Here is a 16,883-nt window from a genome sequence, read left to right on the forward strand (position 1 = left end):
TCTAGCAGTACGCGGATCGGGCCGAAGAATCAATGAGCTTGGTCAGCTCGTCAAAAGAGAGCTTTGATCGTTGTTGCTCCAAGAGCTGCCCTGCAACCGCTTGAACGGTGGCCGGGCTCAACGATTGGCTGTTTCCCTGACACACAACGCCCGCAGCGCCAATCATCTGGTTTTCTACTCCAGCGATGTTCACGCCACCCTTGGTCAAGGTGTCCAAAAACGCCTTTTCCTTTGCGGAGAAGGATTCCCCGGGTGTTGGTTTAGCCGTAATTTCCTGGCCCGCGCCATCCTTGAAGGACTCGTCGACACGCCCACCGCCGTTCGGGGCGGAGCCCGAATCCTGTGCGGATGTTGTCTCAGAAGCTGAGCTCTTAGCCGACGTCGACTCAGAGGATTTAGCCTCCCGCGTCAGCGGGGCGATACTCGTGTTCGTGCCGGAATCCTCAACGGTGGCTCCCCCGCCGCAGGCGGCAAGGGTCACCCCGACGGTAGTCAGAAGAGCTCCCACAAGGAGGCGGTTGCTGCGCATTATCGACGATCCTCCACTACGCGTCCGTTTATTTCGCTGATCTTGCCGTGCTGGAAGGAGATTTCTTCACCACCTGCAGGGATTGAAGTCTGGTCGGAGGTTGGCCAACCATACTCTCCCTGCTCCCACCTCTTGGCGCCCCAAGCGTCAAAGATGGCACCCTTGTAGATCACGTGCGCACCAGTCGTTGCAGACCAGTAGATGTTGCCGTGCTCGAACTGCTGGAAAGCGCCACCTGGGATGAGCTGTTCGTCCGAGGTCGGGAAGCCCAGCTTGGACTTAGCGGTGTCCATCTCGCCGTATTTCTTAGCGATCTCGCCACGGACCCAGTGGTTCTTGTGATCCTTGTCGCGGGTGACGTAGCCGCCCTGGAACTTCTGCACCAGGCCGCCATTGATTTCTTTCGCGTCCTCTACCGGGTAGCCCAGGGTGCCGTCCTCCCATTGCAGTTCGCCCCACTTGTCCACGAGGTCCTTAGGAACCTCAAAAGCGCCGCGTTCTGGGGACCAGTATATGTTACCGCGCTCAAACTGAGCAGCAACGACGTTGTCCTTGAGCTTAAAGTCGTTGGATACTGGGAAGCCCAACCAGGAGTTAGGTCCACCGATCTCGGAGTAACGAGCCCCGACGCGCCCGCTGAGCGTATGCGCACCGGTTGCTGGCGACCAGTAGGCGCGGCCGTCGACAAAGTCTTCAGCCTTGCCACCAGCGATGTCGTACTCGTTGTTTACGCAGGTTCCTACCTGTCCGCCCTTGGTTGCCTCAGCGATAGCGCCGATGGCTGCGCAGGATGCGCCGCGGTCCTCAGAAGACAGACCAAGTGCATCGGCCATGTACGGCCATGCCTGAGTCATTTCAAACTGCCAGTATGGCCAGTCGTGCACGCCGGAAGGACGGAAGTGCGACACCACGTCCACACCTGCGCGCTTGGCGTAGTCCACAAAGGTTTGAGTGGTCATGCGTGAGATAACTTCAAGGCCGATGCCGGCATAGGTGCCCTGGTTCTTGGCCACGGATCCGGGCTGGCCGTAGTCGTCACGCCCAGAGCCTGCAGAAACATAGGTCTTGATGCCCTTGAGAGCCTCGATGCCCAGCTTAGGATCGTGGTCGATCCAATCCTGGGAGCCGTCCGGGCCCCACATTGCAGTGGTGTCATATCCACCAGCGTCCTGCTGTGCTGCGCGGATGGCGGTAGGCATACCGATAGAGGTGGTGTCGAGGTAACCCGAGAATGAGCCAACGAACTTGAATAGGTCGGGGCGACGCTCAGCCAGGTTGACTGCGGCGGTTCCTCCCATGGAAAGCCCGACGATGGCACGGGAATCATTGGTGCGGTAGCCGTGAGCCAGCACTGGCACGAGTTCCTGAGTAAGGAAGGTCTCCCACTTGTAGTGCTTGCCCTTGTTCTCGCGTTGCCAATCTGAGTAGAAGGACGACTCTCCACCCACCGGCATAACTACGTTGACGTTCTTGTCTGCGTAGAACTGCTCGATATTGGTGTTGATGGTCCAGCCGCTCTCTGTTTCCACAGCGCGCAGGCCATCCAGGGTCCACACGGATGGGAAGGTGCGGTTCGGATCCTGGTGCCAATCACGCGCGAGGAGGACCTGAACCTGGATGGGGTTACCGGGCATTGCAGCCGACTTGATAAACAGCGCTATGCGGCGGTTGGTGATCCACTCAACGCGGTCGATAGACACGCCCGCTGGCAGGCCTTCGATCTTCGGATGATCGGTGCGGATCGGAGTGCGGTGTACTCCCTCGTTTTTGAGGTAGCCGGTTTGGTCGTCGATAAGCCCACCAATGTGGGAGCTCTGAGCCGTCGTCGTGGCTGGAACGATGACTGCAGCACCTACTGCCAAAGCAGCAGGTACAGCGGCCGCAGCGATCCAGAGGGAACCACGTTTGCTGAGACGGGATGCGGTGTCGCGCATAGAGTCTTTGTCCTTCTAGTAGTTACGGTTGGCTTTAATCCAGCGCTGACCACGACATACCAAAGGTAAGCATGGTGCAGACGGGGCGCCTCCGGAGGTTCCCCGCCTCCGGAAATTCCCTTTTTCTATCTGCGCTCACCTTGTTCGTCGTTACAGACGCCTCGATGTAGCCGAGTTATTGACTTGTTCTCGCCGCAGTGGCCCGGATCGTGTGTGGGCACGAAGACAGTGGGACCACAAGGTCGTTTCTCAAGTTTAAGTTCAACTTGAGACTTTGGCCAGTGACACACCGACACTTTCTGCTCTTCCTTAGCTCTAATACTCTATTTTCACACCAATATCAGGGTGCCCGAGCCGTTGCTTATCGACGCCCACCCGTCGTTTCCGCCACCGCTTCCACCAGAGAACTCCATCGAAGCCGCCTATCAGCGCGAATCTCTGGGCGTGCCCCCAGTCCCATCCCAGCCAACGCGATCATCGGGATGACCAGCGACAGGAACCCTGCCCACATGAGGGAATTGGGCGTCCTTTCCGCAGAAACAAACGCCTCTCCAAACGGCGGGAAGAGCAACACTGCCGGAAGAAGCCCCACGGCTGCCCACCACGAAGACCTCTCAGCTAGCGCCACCAGACCAGTCACGGCTACAAAGGCCACCATTGTGTAGTGAGTCCACACGATTCCCGACAATGCTGTAACCCCAACAAATGCGACAACCGCACAAATCTCAAATCGAAAATCCTTCAATTTGATCAGGGTCACCAGGAACAAAGCAACGGTAACCAGTACTATCCCCATGCTCCACCACATCACGGCTGCGGGGGCCTCGTCGATAACGGCAACGATACTCCCCTCAGGCTGTTGTCCCCTCGCCAACAGCGACGCCAACGACTGATTGATCGCAGAAACCAACGTCTTTGAACCCAGCCACCCCAAAGCCTGCCACCATGCGCTAATAACAGACCACGGCGCCACCACTAGGGTAAGAACACCCCAGAACAGGCTTAAACCTGCAGCCCATACGCCAGCGCGCCTATGCCCCGCAAACATCAGCATTATCAGCACGATGAGCACGGGAGTGAGCTTGATTAGCACTGCTATCGACACAAGGAGCCCTGAGAGCCACGGGCGGCGCACGCTCATGGCAAGCCCCACGGCAATCAGCATCATGATGATCGGCGTGGTCTGCCCAATCCAGAAGCTAAGCTGCGTCGCCGCAGACACCCACACCGCCACCGACAGAACCACAAGAGGGACTATCTGAGGAGTCCGACGCGTCCATAAATTAATGCAACCGGCGCTGAATAAGACCACCGATATGCCACTGAGAACCAACAACACAGAAGCACTCGTGGCAAAGCTCATCAACCGAGTCACCGGCGCCAGCGCATAGGCCACCAGAGGGTTATGAACAAAAGGATGCACAAAAGGAGCGAGATCGCTCACCTGTTCCGCATACGACGCCCACACTGGGCCTGTGGGGTTGCCAAAATCCGTCGGATCAATGGAATAAAGGCTATCCGAATGTCCATCCGCGACGATCTGCCCGCCGATCCACAAGCTTCCCCAGTCGTCCGGCTGAGAATTCCGCGACCCCTGCCACCATGGGGCCGACCCAGCACAGAGCGCCAGCAGCCACCCCAGCGGAGTCAGGAATGACTGAGACTTCTCAGACCTATGGGACATTCGATCACCTTGGAAGCAAAACAGTAGCGGACAATAAAACAGCCGTAGACCAATGTAATGGCCAAAGGCAACAAGAGCATAAAAATCCCCAGAGGTACGAGCCCTCTGGGGAGATAGTAAGCAGGAAGCCTTACCAGGCGTTCATCACGTTCAGGATGCGATCCTTGGTGATAGCCAACTGGTAGTTCCACTGCAGCCAGTTGTGGATACCAACAGCCGGGTAATCCGCAGTGTAATTCAGGCCATAACCCTTTGCCTTGGTCTCCCAAATCTTGGTGGAGAGGCGGGATGCGACCTCAAGAATGGAACCGTTGACGCGGTCCTTGAACGAATACTTTTCGATGTCCGGGCCGCCCCATGCGCCGCTAGCAGCAGAGACATACACGTCCTTGCCGTCGAGGCCGCGCATGTTGAACAGCGGATCGAGCTGAATACGACGTGGGCTGAAGAAGCTACCGTACATGGAGTTAATGTTCAGGCCACCGACTTCGAGGAGAGCGAGGCCCAGCAGGCTGTACATGCCAGGAGCGGTCATGGCGAGGTAACCGGAGTAGCTCAGCACCTGGCGGAACTGCTCTGGGTGAAGAGCAGCAAGGTTCATCGCAGCGGTAGCGCCCATGGAGAGGCCACCGATGGAGTTGTTATTGCGAGCAACACCAAAATGCGCTTCGAGGTACGCAGGAAGCTCTTGAGTAAGGAAGGTCTCCCACTTGAAGACCTGTCCAACGGAACCAATTCCCGCTGGTGCCGCCCAGTCGGTGTAGAAGCTGCCGGCACCGCCAACAGGCATGACCAAGGTGATGTTGTTATCCACAAACATGGTCTGTGCGGAAGCATCAAAGGTCCAAGCGTTGGCCGCATCGGAAGCGCGCGCTCCGTCGAGCAGGTAGAGGGCAGCGTTACCACCACGACCTGCAGGCTGGATCTGCACTGTCACGTTGTGGCCCATAGCCGGGGAGGCAACGTCGCAACGCTGTACCCAGTAGTTTGCACCATCCCACTCACAGTGGCCGGTAGCATCTGGCCGCAACCAGTCGCGAGGGCCTGCGGAAGCAACGCCTGTGCCGGCAACGGTCAGCGCTGCTGCCGTAACCACAGCAGTAAGTGTGGCGGTAGCTTTCTTGCCTACCTTTTTCAATCGGGACGCGATCGTCATAAATCTCCTCGAACTAAGTATGCGGCGTCGCAGTTATTATGTGCACGCAAACGCCCCGTCTCATTCCTGCTTAAGTATCGCGCAGGACGTCCGGGCCGTTACAGAACCGATATAATCCAAGCTAGATTAACTCGCTTATGCTCTTTTTCATAGTTGGAACTTAGTTTTTAGAAAGTTCCCCACCCCACCAGCGCTCTTTATTACCCACTTTTGCGGGGGATATATGCAATCAAAGCAAAGCGCAACTAGTCAGTACGGGCGCTCACCGGCCAAGAAATACGAGCTGCCGGGTCCACAGTAGCCCCATAGTGGGCAGGATCTGGGTTAAGTTCCAGCGAACGTCCTTGGCCTAGTGCAAAAGCAATATTTTTAAAGAATCGTGAAACGCTCATCGGCTCCCGATACGTAGCGATGAACTCGGCTATCTCTTCTGTGTAGAGAGCCTTCCGCACGCTCGTCGCCTCAGGTCCATCAACCCACACAGGCAGGTGGTTAAGATTCGCTGCGGAATCCGCAGCCTGCCAGGACAACGGAAGATGCTTATTGTGGCCGACACGTGAACCCTCGATGCGCGGTTGGCGTGCGCCCAATGGGTTGGATAGGCCCACCGAATCCACAACCCTCACATCCAAAGGAGCATTCATCGACGTCATGCCCAGGTTAATGCGAGTAATAGTCAGCGGAATGTCTTTTTCTTTGGTGGAGTCATCCCTAGGAATCGGCTGCCAGTCGTAGAGTTCTTGCTTGTCATCAACCACAAAGTCGAGCATGAGTGCGTCGTTGTTTGCTTGAGCCTGCGCTAATCGTTCCTTGAACGTTCGCATTACCGGAACCTCAAGGAAATCCTCTGCTGTCTTTGGCGCATTATCAGACGCGCGCCCCATTGACTGCGTCCAATACTCCCGCTCATCCACGATGCCGATTTCCTTCTGAGCATCCCCGCTTCCGGGTCGTTCATAGCTATGGCCGCCAGCGACAACCAAGAACGCCCAGGTTACTGCACCACAGAAAATTCCAAAGCTAGCCAGCTCGTGCAGCTTGCCCTCGCTCGTGGGACGAATCGGGATCACAGCGACGGGAAGCAGCAACACAAAGAGCGGCAACAGCAGCATTCTGCCGTGCATAAAGTCGCCACCAACACGGGTCACATAGAGAATATGCAAGAAGGCACAGCACAGCAGCACCACGATGATGACGCGAGATGTCCGCAGCTCCGAACGCATGGCAGCAAACCTCTGTGCCGATTCAGCGTCAGACTGCGCACCTATCCCCCATGGGCCCCGGAAGAACCCACCATGAACAAACACCGTGTATCCCACGGCGAGCACAAGCAGGGCTGCGATGATCATTCCGTAGGGATCATTAAAGTCCCTCAGATACATCCAGCCGCTTGTCCAGTCACTGAGCTTTGCGGACTTGGCCACTGCGGTCTGCGGAACAATCAGCCCGTAATATCCCATCCGGAAAATCTGGTATCCCAGCGGCAATGGAAGAGCGACCAAAAGAATGAGCCCGCGGCGGCGCCAGGTCTCCGCATTCACAAAAATAACCAGCCCGATCACGCCACCATAAAGTGCCATCTCCGGGCGGATGAACCAGCTCAGGCTACACCAAAAGGCCAAGAAGAGCGTCGCCTGGAATGCCCGATCTGTTCGCTGAGAAGCGTGCGTCTCCGCAGCCGGCGGATGCACAGCGTTGACCCACGCAACGATCAGCCACCACAGCACCGCAAGCCAGAAAAGCGACAGGCCCCATTCCAGACCAGACGTAGCAAAATCTCGTGCCGGGGGCAGCGCGATATAGATGAGAGCGCCAAAAGGAAGAATCAGTGCGTTGCGCTCCGGATGAAGGCGCACAGTAGCAAGAGCAGCAATAGTCAGCGCGGCTGTGGTCAGGAGCAGCGCAAGCCACAACGCGATTGCGCTCAGCTCCCCGCCGGTAACTTTGGCAACCGCAAAGATGAGGTACTGCCACAGAGTGGAGGTATTGGCCTCTACCCGCTCGCCGGCGTTGAACACCGGACCATTACCCGCGAGGAGATTTCGTACGGTCCGCAAAACTATCAGACCGTCATCGCTAATCCACCGGCGTTGCCAGCCTCCAACAAATGCAATCACCGCGATAGCCGTGGTAGACACAAACGCGGTGGTCACTGACAACGACCGACCCTTATTCATGAGTGCTCATGCTAACACTGAAGACGGGGCTATTGTGAATCCGAGTGATAAATGTTGCGTGATTAGTTTTTGTTCTCACACTTATTCATATCGCTCTACACCTGCCTTTCCATAACAAAACCGCCACCGAACAGTTCTGCGAAGAAACTGCTCTGTGGCGGTTGCACTCCTAGTGGCGTGAGCCTAAAACGCAGGAACCAAATACACAGCGATGCCGATGCACACGACCCATGCGATCGCTAGGACCTGCAACGCGCGGTCTGACAGCGCGAGCTCATCAGGAGCGCCGCCGTCGCCACGGTCAACGTCGGCTGCATAGCGCAAGATAGCCACGGTAAAGGGAACCATGGAGACCTGGTACCACACTGAAGCCGTTCCGGAAGATGACGCAGCCATCTCAAAGCCCCATAGCGAGTACGCAATAACCACAGCGGTTGCAGAGAGCGTCCACACAAAGCGCAGATACGTGGGCGTATACCCTTCAAGTGACTTGCGGATCTTCGCGCCCGACTTCTTGGCCAGCAAGATTTCCGCATAACGCTTACCCGATGCCATGAACAACGAACCAAACGCCGCAACCAGCAGGAACCACTGCGAAAGGTTGATACCTGCGGCCACACCGCCGGCCATAGCACGCAGCATGAATCCGGAGGAGACCAAAGCAATATCGATCACCGGCTGGTGCTTCCAGCCAAAGCAGTAACCCAGCTGCAGGGCGATATAAACCACGACAACAATGCCGAGCCCGTGACCCGAGGAAGCAAAGTAGCTGATGAACACAGCCGCGAGCATCAGGGATACTGCCATGCCGTAGGCCAGGTTGATGGGCAGAACACCAGCGGCAATCGGCCGGAAACGCTTGGTGGGGTGCTGCCTGTCCGCCTCAACGTCGCGGGCATCATTGATCAGATAAATCGCAGATGCCGACATGCAAAAAGCGACAAAGGCGATAAGAATGTCCACGAGTGTGCGCGGCGCGAAGAGAGCCTCTGTGCCGGCGGCAGCGGGTGCAGCAAGAACCAGAACGTTCTTCACCCACTGCTTGGGGCGCAGTGCTTTAATCATCGCGTCAGGGAGGTTCTTCGGCGGACGACGCTTCTTGTTGTCCTCCACGCCACGTGTGTGGGGTTCGGGCTCAAGGAAGCTCTTGTTTTGCTCGGTCACTTACTTTTCCTTCTTATCCATTCGCGATACTGCTTGCGCGGTAGCGGCGCCGAGAAGCGCACCGACGGTCACGTCGGTTGGGTAATGCACTCCGAGCACCATACGCGATGTCATCATCACAGGGATACCGAGCAGCGGGAGAGGACTGCGCGTGAGCTTAGCAAGACTCACCAAGGCAGCGCTTGTCGACGTCGCGTGTGAACTAGGAAAGCTCAGCTTAGAGGGCGTTCCCACCCCAATAGCGATCCGATCATCATGTGGACGCTTCCGCCGCACAATACGCTTGATCACAACGCTAGCAGCATGGCTGAGAAAAGCCGATACACCAACGTGTATCCACTGGCGGCGTCTCCCCTTATCCACGCAAGCGCCCAGAGCGGCCAATCCCATCCACCCCAGAGCGTGCTCACCGAAATGGCTGAGCGCGCGTGCGGTAGGCAGCACGCCACGTCGAGAAGCTAAAAGCGATTGAATCCCAACAAGAACGTCTGATTCCACTTTACTCATCCACACCACCTGCAAAAATCTCAGACCATGCCTCGCGGCTGGTCAGACGCGTGTGGGCGGCGCGGTACTCGCCACGCAGTCGATCAAAGTTCTCTGCGACTTCCTTTTGCAAACAACGCGACTCCTTGAGCAGCTCCTTTGCCTGTTCCAGGTCACGCTTGCGGTACACCACTCCGCGACCATCAGCGGTGGTCACCGTAGCGCCGTCGAGACGGGAGAGGCTAAACCAACGCGCCTCGATGGGAGAGAGATTTGCCTGGGGAACCTCGTGATGATCTTTGTTTTCCTTGGACAACGAGTGCTTGAGACCCTTAGCCAGCCATACGGCCTTCTTGATCGGTGCCAAACGTCCTCCGATGTCGCGGATCGGCACACCGGGGATACCAGTGGGCTTAGGCAAGTCCGCGGCGGTGGGCAGCACGACAGCATCCGAATAGGTCTTACGAATCGCCGCGATACGAGGCAACGAAGACTCCAGGATGTCAAAGAGCTGATCAGGGCCAGCGAGGAAGTCCTTCATGGCCTCATTTTGGATAGCCACGGTCGAGTACTCCAGGCACATCAGGTGCTTAATCGTGGCCTTCTGCATCGACTTGATGATGCCCTCAACAGGGCCATCATGGTAGTTAGCAGCCACGACGAGGCGGTTGCGCAGGTGGAAATACGCCTGCCAGTCAATCGCGTCGTCCTTGTCCGACCATGCCATGTGCCAGATCGCGATACCCGGCCAGGTGGCCGTCGGGTAGCCATGACGCCCGGCGCGAAGACCGAATTCAGCGTCATCCCACTTGATAAACAGCGGCAGTGGCTGTCCGATTTCTTCTGCGACAACGCGTGGAATCATGCACATCCACCAGCCGTTGAACTCTGCGTCAATACGACGGTGCAGGTCAACGGAGTTGGGCATATCTGGTTTGTCGCCTGGTTTTCCGCGATCTGCGAGCGGGTGCTTGGCAAAGTCATGGTCGTAGTGCACATGGGGCGCGGAGGTCCACATAAAGTCATGGCGTCCGATGACCTCGCCCATGGTGTGCAGGTGGCTGCGCTCCTGGAGGTTGAGCATCTGGCCACCAACCAGCATCGGGGACTTAGCGTAACGAGCCACCTGAAGAGCACGCAGCACTGAGTCAGGTTCAATGGCGATGTCATCATCCATGTACAGGATGTAAGGGCTCTTCTTGGCGCCGGCCTCACCTGTGCCGTCTACTCCACCAAGTGCCTCATACATGATGCGGGAATAGCCGCCCGATCCGCCGAGGTTGCCCTGGCGGAATTCAAAGAAACGCTCCCCGAAGTGCTCGGTTGCTGCTTGATAGCCTGGTTCATCAGCGGGGTGCTTGGTGCCCTGATCCGGCATGATCATCGTGTCGATGACCGCATCCACCTCTGGGTCAGAGGCCAGCGCTTCGAGCGCAGCCACTGCGTCTGCCGGGCGGTTGAAGGTGGGGATACCCACGGTCACTCGCGGCTCGAAAGGTCCTACCTGGGTGCCGTCGGGAAGCGTCTGGGGGCCGGGCGCCTGCGCTGCGTACCAACCAGCTTCTAGAACGGTGGTGTCGGTCTCTGCGGTGAGATCGAACCACAGCCAGCCGCCGTCCTCGAAAGGCTGCAAGGAAAGCTCAAATTCAGCGGTTCCGTCGGTGACCACTTGGCCTTCCACAGCGATGCGGGCGCCGTCAATCTTGGAGCGGTACACGTCTACGCGTGCGGTTCCAGCGACCTCAACCTTGAGGATCACAGAGTCCAGCTGAGACCAGCGGCGCCAATAGCTTGCGGGGAACGCGTTGAAATACGTCAAGAAGCTCAGCTCGTTGCCGGCAGCAAGCGAGACCGAGCCACGGTCCTCCCACGTCGCACGTGCAGTTTTGTGTTCTGCCTCGATGAGGTACAACATCCGCACGTCATAAGGCTCGCCTGCTCGCGGTAGCAGGAATCGCTGCAGCTTTTCCACTGCCTTAGTAGCCGTGCTCTTATCAGCGCTCATTGACGCCAAACCTTTCTAAAAGTTTTGATGTTGCCCCGCTCTCGAAGGGCACAGTTCACCCGGTCTAGCATAATGCTACTGAGTACGTCGTTCCTTAAATAACGCGCACACCACCCGGATTTCTCAGTCGGTTCCTTCTCACGTTTGTGAACCCGTTGTACTGTAGTCTTCTTATGCTTCTCGGGGGAACTCCATGGTCTAGCAAGCATGCAGAAAGTCTTTATACTCGGCGGTATCGTCGTCAACGTTTGCTGAGAGGTGCGCACATGCGTGTTTTCATGAAGTTTTCGAGCTTGATTACGGCAGTAATGTTATCGCTGCTCCTGCTTCCTTCCAGAGTGCTCACAACCGCGCGTGCCGACGCTCCCCTAAACGTGACGATTTATGACCAAGACAACGTCTTGTCCCCTGAGGAAGAGGCCGAGCTTACTGAGAAAACTCGGGCATTGAATTTTCCTACCCAGGTGCCCAATGTCGACTACGTCATCAGCGCTACCGCCACCACGCCTTATGACGATTGGGTGAAAGACTTTGGCGTGCACCAGCACAGAGAGCTCATCAATCAAGAAGGAAACAAGTGGGCCGACGGGCACGTTTTGTTCACCGTGGATGTTAATCTCCGAAAAATGGGCACCTACGTGAGCGAAGACCTCAAGGGGCCGCTCGGGTATACCAAGCATTCCACGCGTTATTCCGATTCCATGCAGAAGTCCTTTAAAAACGGCGACTGGGTGGGTGGTTTGCTCACCGGTGCCACGACTGTAGCTAAGTATGATCCGAACGCTACCGATAACGGTAGCCGGATATTCGGCGGCCTCTTTGCCGCTGCTGGCGCGGTTTTTGCTGCGGTAGTGGGGTTCTTTTCCTTCTATTACCGCAAGCAACGCCGGAAGCTCGCAATGCAGGATTACCAGACGGTAGCCGATAACTACACGCATCTTGCTAACAACTTAGACAGCATCGACATTCGTGCACATTATTCCCTTACCTCCCCCATCGCTGACGCCACTCTGCGCCGTGAGTGGGAGGACATTAAGAATGGTTTCCTGGCTCAGCACGACACCATGATGCAGCTTCCGGAAAACGCCGATGCGAAAGCTATTTATGCGCGTCGTAAAGAATTGGCCACGGCCGCCGCTAGCGTCACCCAGCTCCGCAACGCTGAGAACAACATCGATACCCTCTTCCGCATGGAGAAAGGCAACACCGATGTGCGATTAAAGGAGCTCACGGCCTTGCATGAGGACATAGTCAAAGCTCAGGTCGAGGCTAACGACGCCGCCATCCAAGCCCGTATCGGCGAGCTCAGTGCCCGCTGCCAAGCACTCATCACGAATCCTTCCGCAGCGAACTTTATGGATGAATACGCGCTCATCATCTCCGAGTACGGCGCTGTAACCCAAGCCCTGGCCCACAAGCAATTCTCTCAAGCCGACCTTGAGCACAACCGCCCCCCAAGCCTCGGCGCTAGCGACTGGCACCCCGGCTACGGCAATTACGTGCCTTTCTTCCTCATGAACTCCTGGCATAACGACGCAGTCAGCGCCGCCAACGCCTCTAGTTCCTCGTCCACCGCCACATACTCCGGCGGCTTCTCCGGCGCGGGCTCGTCGGGAAGCTTCTAGCTCGCGCCCTCTGCCGCCACTTTTCGCATCACTGCAAAGGTGGCGGCTGCAATCGCGGCGCCAAGCAGCGCACCGGCTAGCACGTCGCTAGGCCAATGCACTCCCACATACAACCTGCTCAGCCCCACTGCCGCCGCCACGATCCACACGGTGAGCACCCACCAGCGGCGACACAGAAGCGCGAGGACCATAGCCGCAGCAAAGGCCGTCGTGGCATGGCCCGAGGGGAATGACGGGTTGTATTCATAAAGAAGCTGCAATTCCCTGCTGGGACGCTCCCGGCCGCACACGTACTTCAACGCGGTACTGCTCACCCACGAAAGCCCCACGGCTGCCGCAGGAAACAACGGCATCGCACGATGCGTGACCATAAGCAGTGCCGACGCCACCAGCGCCCCAACCATCACAAACGCCGGGCGCGTCGCCGTGGTCAACGCAACCACCCACGGCGTCACAGCCTCCTCGCGGTGCTGAATTACAAAATCTAAAAGATACGCATCCACCCCAGCGAGCCTACGGCACCACCAAGAAAAGCAAGGGTGCGGACGCTCTCGCCCTCACCCTTACTTTATAAACTCAGAATGTTCCTTAATCTCTACGGTGACGCATCACAAAGAACGCCAAACCAGCGAGCGAAAGAATCGCGCCAAGGATCAGCACCATGTACACACTTGCACCAGTAACAGCAAGAGTCTTCTTAGGCTTTTCCTTAACCGGTGCCGGCTTCTGAGTAGTCGGTGCCGCAGGCCTCTGAGGTGCATTTGTCGGTGTGGAAGAACTAGAACTTCCGCTATCCGATGGCACCAAGTGCGGCGCGACAAACGGCACCAGGATCAGCAGCGACCACCACCACGGAATATTGGCGGTGTTGCGCACCTTAACCAAGGCTGGCTTGTCAAAGGAATCAGACGGAACGATGATCGTCGCAGATCCATCGCCATTGTCCCGGACAACAGCAGACCCATCCGCAGAGGAATAACCGGGGGTAGACCACGTGGTCAAAGCAGAGTTACGAGGCATAACCTCTCGAACCTTGATCTCGGTACCGACTGGCAGCGCAGGCAACTCGGTGTTCTTGCCCTCGGAAATCTTCAGTGTCTGTGTCTTGTTAACTCCGCTTGTGTCCTTGTACGTCACCTCCACGTCAAACTCCCGCGGATTCTGCCCGCTAGAGCCCCACGCATCCACAGACAATCCACCGAGCACCTTGGTCAAAGAGACTTTACCCAGTTCCTTATAATCATTGACCAGTTTGGCAGAAGTGTTCGTTCCCTTGTCTCCGACCTTAACGGTGACGTTTGTCGTGGAACCTGCCAAGTTAAAGCGAGCACCACCCGCATCAAGGCCTTCGGTGTTCTCGGTGAACACGCACTCAGCGCCAGAACGTAGATCCTCGATCACAGTTGGTGTCTTGGCAGTGACGGTCACTGTGCCGTCTTTCTTCCAGCTACCTAGTTCGCAGACATAGTTCACCTTAAAAGGCTTCTCCATCAAGGCCTTGGAAGTTGAACCAGTGATCTCCTTGGAAAGGGTAATCTTTGCGCGCCATGCGGAGTAGGCATTGGTCACCTTGACGTTCTTCTCACCGTTACCCACGATAATGGACTCATCCAGGCCGGAAACCTTGAGGTCAGAGCCGCCTACCTGAGCGTCTTGCTCTTTAATGGTGCAGATAGAACCTTCGGGAATATCCTTGACTGTTGCTTTCTCACCAGCGCCGATTGGGCCTAAGAAGCCTTCCTGATGGAAGCCAAGTTCTTTATGTTCGCAGGAATAGCCGAAGGAAAACTTCTTGTCAGTCGCAACATTATCGGGATCTTGAAGTTCTTTAGTAATGGTGAAAGAACCCTTGTTTAAGGAGTACACGTTATTCACATATCTCTTGTTCCTGAACAGCGATAATAGTTACTGGACCAGAAACATTAGTTACCAAAGAATATCCCTTGACGGCTGCTTTCTCTTTATCCTCAGTTACTGAGCAAGAGTAGCCAGCGGGAATCTTATCGATGGTCTCTTCACCTGCGCCTGTGATGGTGAATTTTCCGGTCTTAACATCCGAATCCTTGACGCAGGTGTAGGTGAAGTCGTAAGCGACATCCTTGTGTTTTTTCGGAAGACCATCAACCTTCTTGGTAACTTTGAACTTACCCAAAGAAGTCGTGTACTTATTAGTGACTTCTAGGTCGACAGTCTTGTCTGCTTCGATGGTGACAGTGTTCTTGTCATTAATCTCAACGGTGTAATCAGCTACCTGAGCAGATTCTTTATTCTCAGTGACCGAGCAGGTCGCACCGGCTGGAATACCGTCCACTTTGTAGGTTCCGGCACCTGTGATCTCAATAGATTTTTCGGATTTTATTTCTTTTTCACCGAGTACGCACTTGTACTCAAAAAGGTAGGTGTTTACTTTCGCATCTCTGTCAAGGCCTTCAACTTTCTTGACAAGATTGAAGGAGCCGTCTTTTGGCTCATCTTTCGTGTAAGTGTTCGTAACCTCAACAATGGCGGCCTGCTCATTGTTTGCACTTGCCTCAACTTCTACGGATTCACCTTCTTGAGACTTGCCATTCACAATCCACTTAGTTATTCGTTTGTACCCTTCGACATCAGCATTCTTTTCCTTCAGCTCACAGATAGTGCCTTTGTCTTGGTCTGAGACGTGGTGAGACTCACCAGGTTTAAGGTTCGTACTTCCTTTTGTTGTTTCTACTTCAGAAGCATTTTTATGATGACAGGACCACTCAAACTCAAAACTTTTTTCTATCCCATCCTCAAGTCCGAGAACCTGTTTCTGGAATGCAAAGCCGCCAACTTTACCTTCTGCCCAACCACCAGCAGCTGGAATAACAACGCTTCCTTCAACTTCTTTTTCTTTTACCGAAGCTTTGTTAGTAATTCGACTACCTGGTGCCGGTTTAGCTTCCGTATAAGTGGTCAAAGAAATACGTGGACCAGTTCGTGGATCGACGCCGTAGGGGAAGAAAACTTTCAAAGAATTTTCCTGGCAATCAATCTCAAAACCATGCGATCCTAGAGCATATACCGGGTCCCATTGTTCTTCTTGAGCACGCTTACTAAGAATAAGGTTGTGCTTACCTGTATGTTGTACTCCTGTGCCAATTTGAATAGCATTTGTTGGCGTATTGCCGTTTTCGGTAGTGGCATCCAAAATAATTGGAGACCAATTCCCATCTATATATTTAGAATCACACGCGAATTTATGCCCCTCTGGTGGAGCATCGGTTACAGAAAATGCAGAAGTACCAGTATCGCTACCGACAAATACCGTCCATCCAAATAGATAATATGTTTTCCCGTCTACATCCTTAGACCCAAAGTATTGACCATTTTTTCCACTCTCATGGGTGATCCCAGCAGGGCCATCCGGGCTATAAACTCCATCTAAAGATCTTGCCCCACAACCACCAAATTGAAGTTTTCCAGGATTTTCGATTGCGCCAAAGCCGTTTTCTGGAAGATTGCTTTTACTATATCTATCCCACTGCACAGTAAAGTAAGCTTTACCTTTAACCCCGAATTTCTTATCAGCAAAATCCGTTAAAGTAAACTCTACTTTTTTGGAGTTACTCGAAATATTCGCTTCTGCAACTACAACACCATCGCTATCTTTTAGCTGCAGCATTCCTGTATTAACAGTAATTAGTTCTTCAGGCAACTGTACATAAAATTTGTCGCCCTTTTTTGCCCCATCAGACACTTGCCAATCAAATTCCACCTGCGCTTGATCGGAACGTCCACTATAAACTCCATCCTCCACACCAGGACTTCTGTCTTTCCAATGCAAATTGGAGTAACTGCCACCAGCACAATTATCCTGCGCTACCGCCGGTTGAGTAACCACACACATGGCAGCCACCAAAGAAATAACAATAATAATCCAAAAGGCTTTATATAACCTTAAGGACCCCCTACTCCCCATATTTAAAAATTGAGGGATACTCAAAGCCCTACTCCATTTCCTAAAAAATTTACTCTCTCTATCGGAAAGAAAATTTACTTAACGATAAAGTAGCACATTCTCTAGATATGATGGGTTTGCATCCCCGAATGACAGCCCACGTTCCCTGCGCCCAATCCTTCTCTATAAGCCCAAGAAACGCAT

12 protein-coding genes are annotated in these 16,883 nt (G+C 55.0%); 1 reads left to right on the forward strand and 11 read right to left on the reverse strand.

Translation table 11 applies throughout. From position 1 onward, the window contains the following. Position 1: 1 nt before the first annotated feature. The 8 genes from ET810_RS09540 to ET810_RS09575 all read right to left on the reverse strand — a co-directional run bounded on the left by ET810_RS09540 (position 2) and on the right by ET810_RS09575 (position 11,135). Entirely contained in the window at positions 2-529 is a 528-nt protein-coding gene (locus ET810_RS09540; RefSeq protein WP_087454682.1) for a DUF732 domain-containing protein, read from the reverse strand. Beyond that, entirely contained in the window at positions 529-2,463 is a 1,935-nt protein-coding gene (locus ET810_RS09545) for an alpha/beta hydrolase-fold protein (protein WP_134316260.1), read from the reverse strand. Before ET810_RS09545 ends, ET810_RS09540 begins: the two co-directional genes overlap by 1 nt. A gap of 361 nt (positions 2,464-2,824) precedes the next feature. Then, a complete protein-coding gene (locus ET810_RS09550; protein WP_134316261.1) occupies positions 2,825-4,147 on the reverse strand; it encodes a glycosyltransferase family 87 protein in 1,323 nt (440 codons plus the stop codon). Between the two features lie 130 nt (positions 4,148-4,277). Next, complete coding sequence (locus ET810_RS09555) at positions 4,278-5,303, reverse strand: alpha/beta hydrolase (RefSeq protein WP_087454685.1); 1,026 nt, start codon at positions 5,301-5,303, stop codon at positions 4,278-4,280. A 245-nt stretch (positions 5,304-5,548) separates the two neighbouring features. Beyond that, entirely contained in the window at positions 5,549-7,480 is a 1,932-nt protein-coding gene (locus ET810_RS09560) for an arabinofuranosyltransferase AftB family protein (protein ID WP_087454686.1), read from the reverse strand. 183 nt (positions 7,481-7,663) lie between these two features. Next, a complete protein-coding gene (locus ET810_RS09565; protein WP_087454687.1) occupies positions 7,664-8,644 on the reverse strand; it encodes a decaprenyl-phosphate phosphoribosyltransferase in 981 nt (326 codons plus the stop codon). Further along, entirely contained in the window at positions 8,645-9,151 is a 507-nt protein-coding gene (locus ET810_RS09570) for a phosphatase PAP2 family protein (RefSeq protein ID WP_087454688.1), read from the reverse strand. It lies immediately after the preceding gene. Next, positions 9,144-11,135: a glycosyltransferase gene (locus tag ET810_RS09575; protein ID WP_134316262.1), complete on the reverse strand. Its 1,992-nt coding sequence runs from the start codon at positions 11,133-11,135 to the stop codon at positions 9,144-9,146. Before ET810_RS09575 ends, ET810_RS09570 begins: the two co-directional genes overlap by 8 nt. A 266-nt stretch (positions 11,136-11,401) precedes the next feature. Here ET810_RS09575 and ET810_RS09580 point away from each other — a divergent pair, with 266 nt between their 5' ends. Continuing rightward, positions 11,402-12,760 (forward strand): TPM domain-containing protein, encoded by a 1,359-nt coding sequence (locus tag ET810_RS09580; RefSeq protein ID WP_087454690.1) that lies wholly within the window; start codon positions 11,402-11,404, stop codon positions 12,758-12,760. Here ET810_RS09580 and ET810_RS09585 read toward each other — a convergent pair. The 3 genes from ET810_RS09585 to ET810_RS13430 all read right to left on the reverse strand — a co-directional run bounded on the left by ET810_RS09585 (position 12,757) and on the right by ET810_RS13430 (position 16,724). Further along, positions 12,757-13,263 (reverse strand): phosphatase PAP2 family protein, encoded by a 507-nt coding sequence (locus tag ET810_RS09585; protein ID WP_087454691.1) that lies wholly within the window; start codon positions 13,261-13,263, stop codon positions 12,757-12,759. The genes ET810_RS09580 and ET810_RS09585 overlap by 4 nt on opposite strands. Positions 13,264-13,348: 85 nt before the next feature. Then, a complete protein-coding gene (locus ET810_RS13425; RefSeq protein WP_225870167.1) occupies positions 13,349-14,635 on the reverse strand; it encodes a DUF5979 domain-containing protein in 1,287 nt (428 codons plus the stop codon). Further along, positions 14,628-16,724, reverse strand: a complete 2,097-nt coding sequence (locus ET810_RS13430) for a DUF5979 domain-containing protein (protein WP_134317677.1) — start codon at positions 16,722-16,724, stop codon at positions 14,628-14,630. Before ET810_RS13430 ends, ET810_RS13425 begins: the two co-directional genes overlap by 8 nt. Positions 16,725-16,883 lie beyond the last annotated feature (159 nt).

The organism is Corynebacterium silvaticum, from assembly GCF_004382825.2.
GTDB lineage: Bacteria > Actinomycetota > Actinomycetes > Mycobacteriales > Mycobacteriaceae > Corynebacterium > Corynebacterium silvaticum.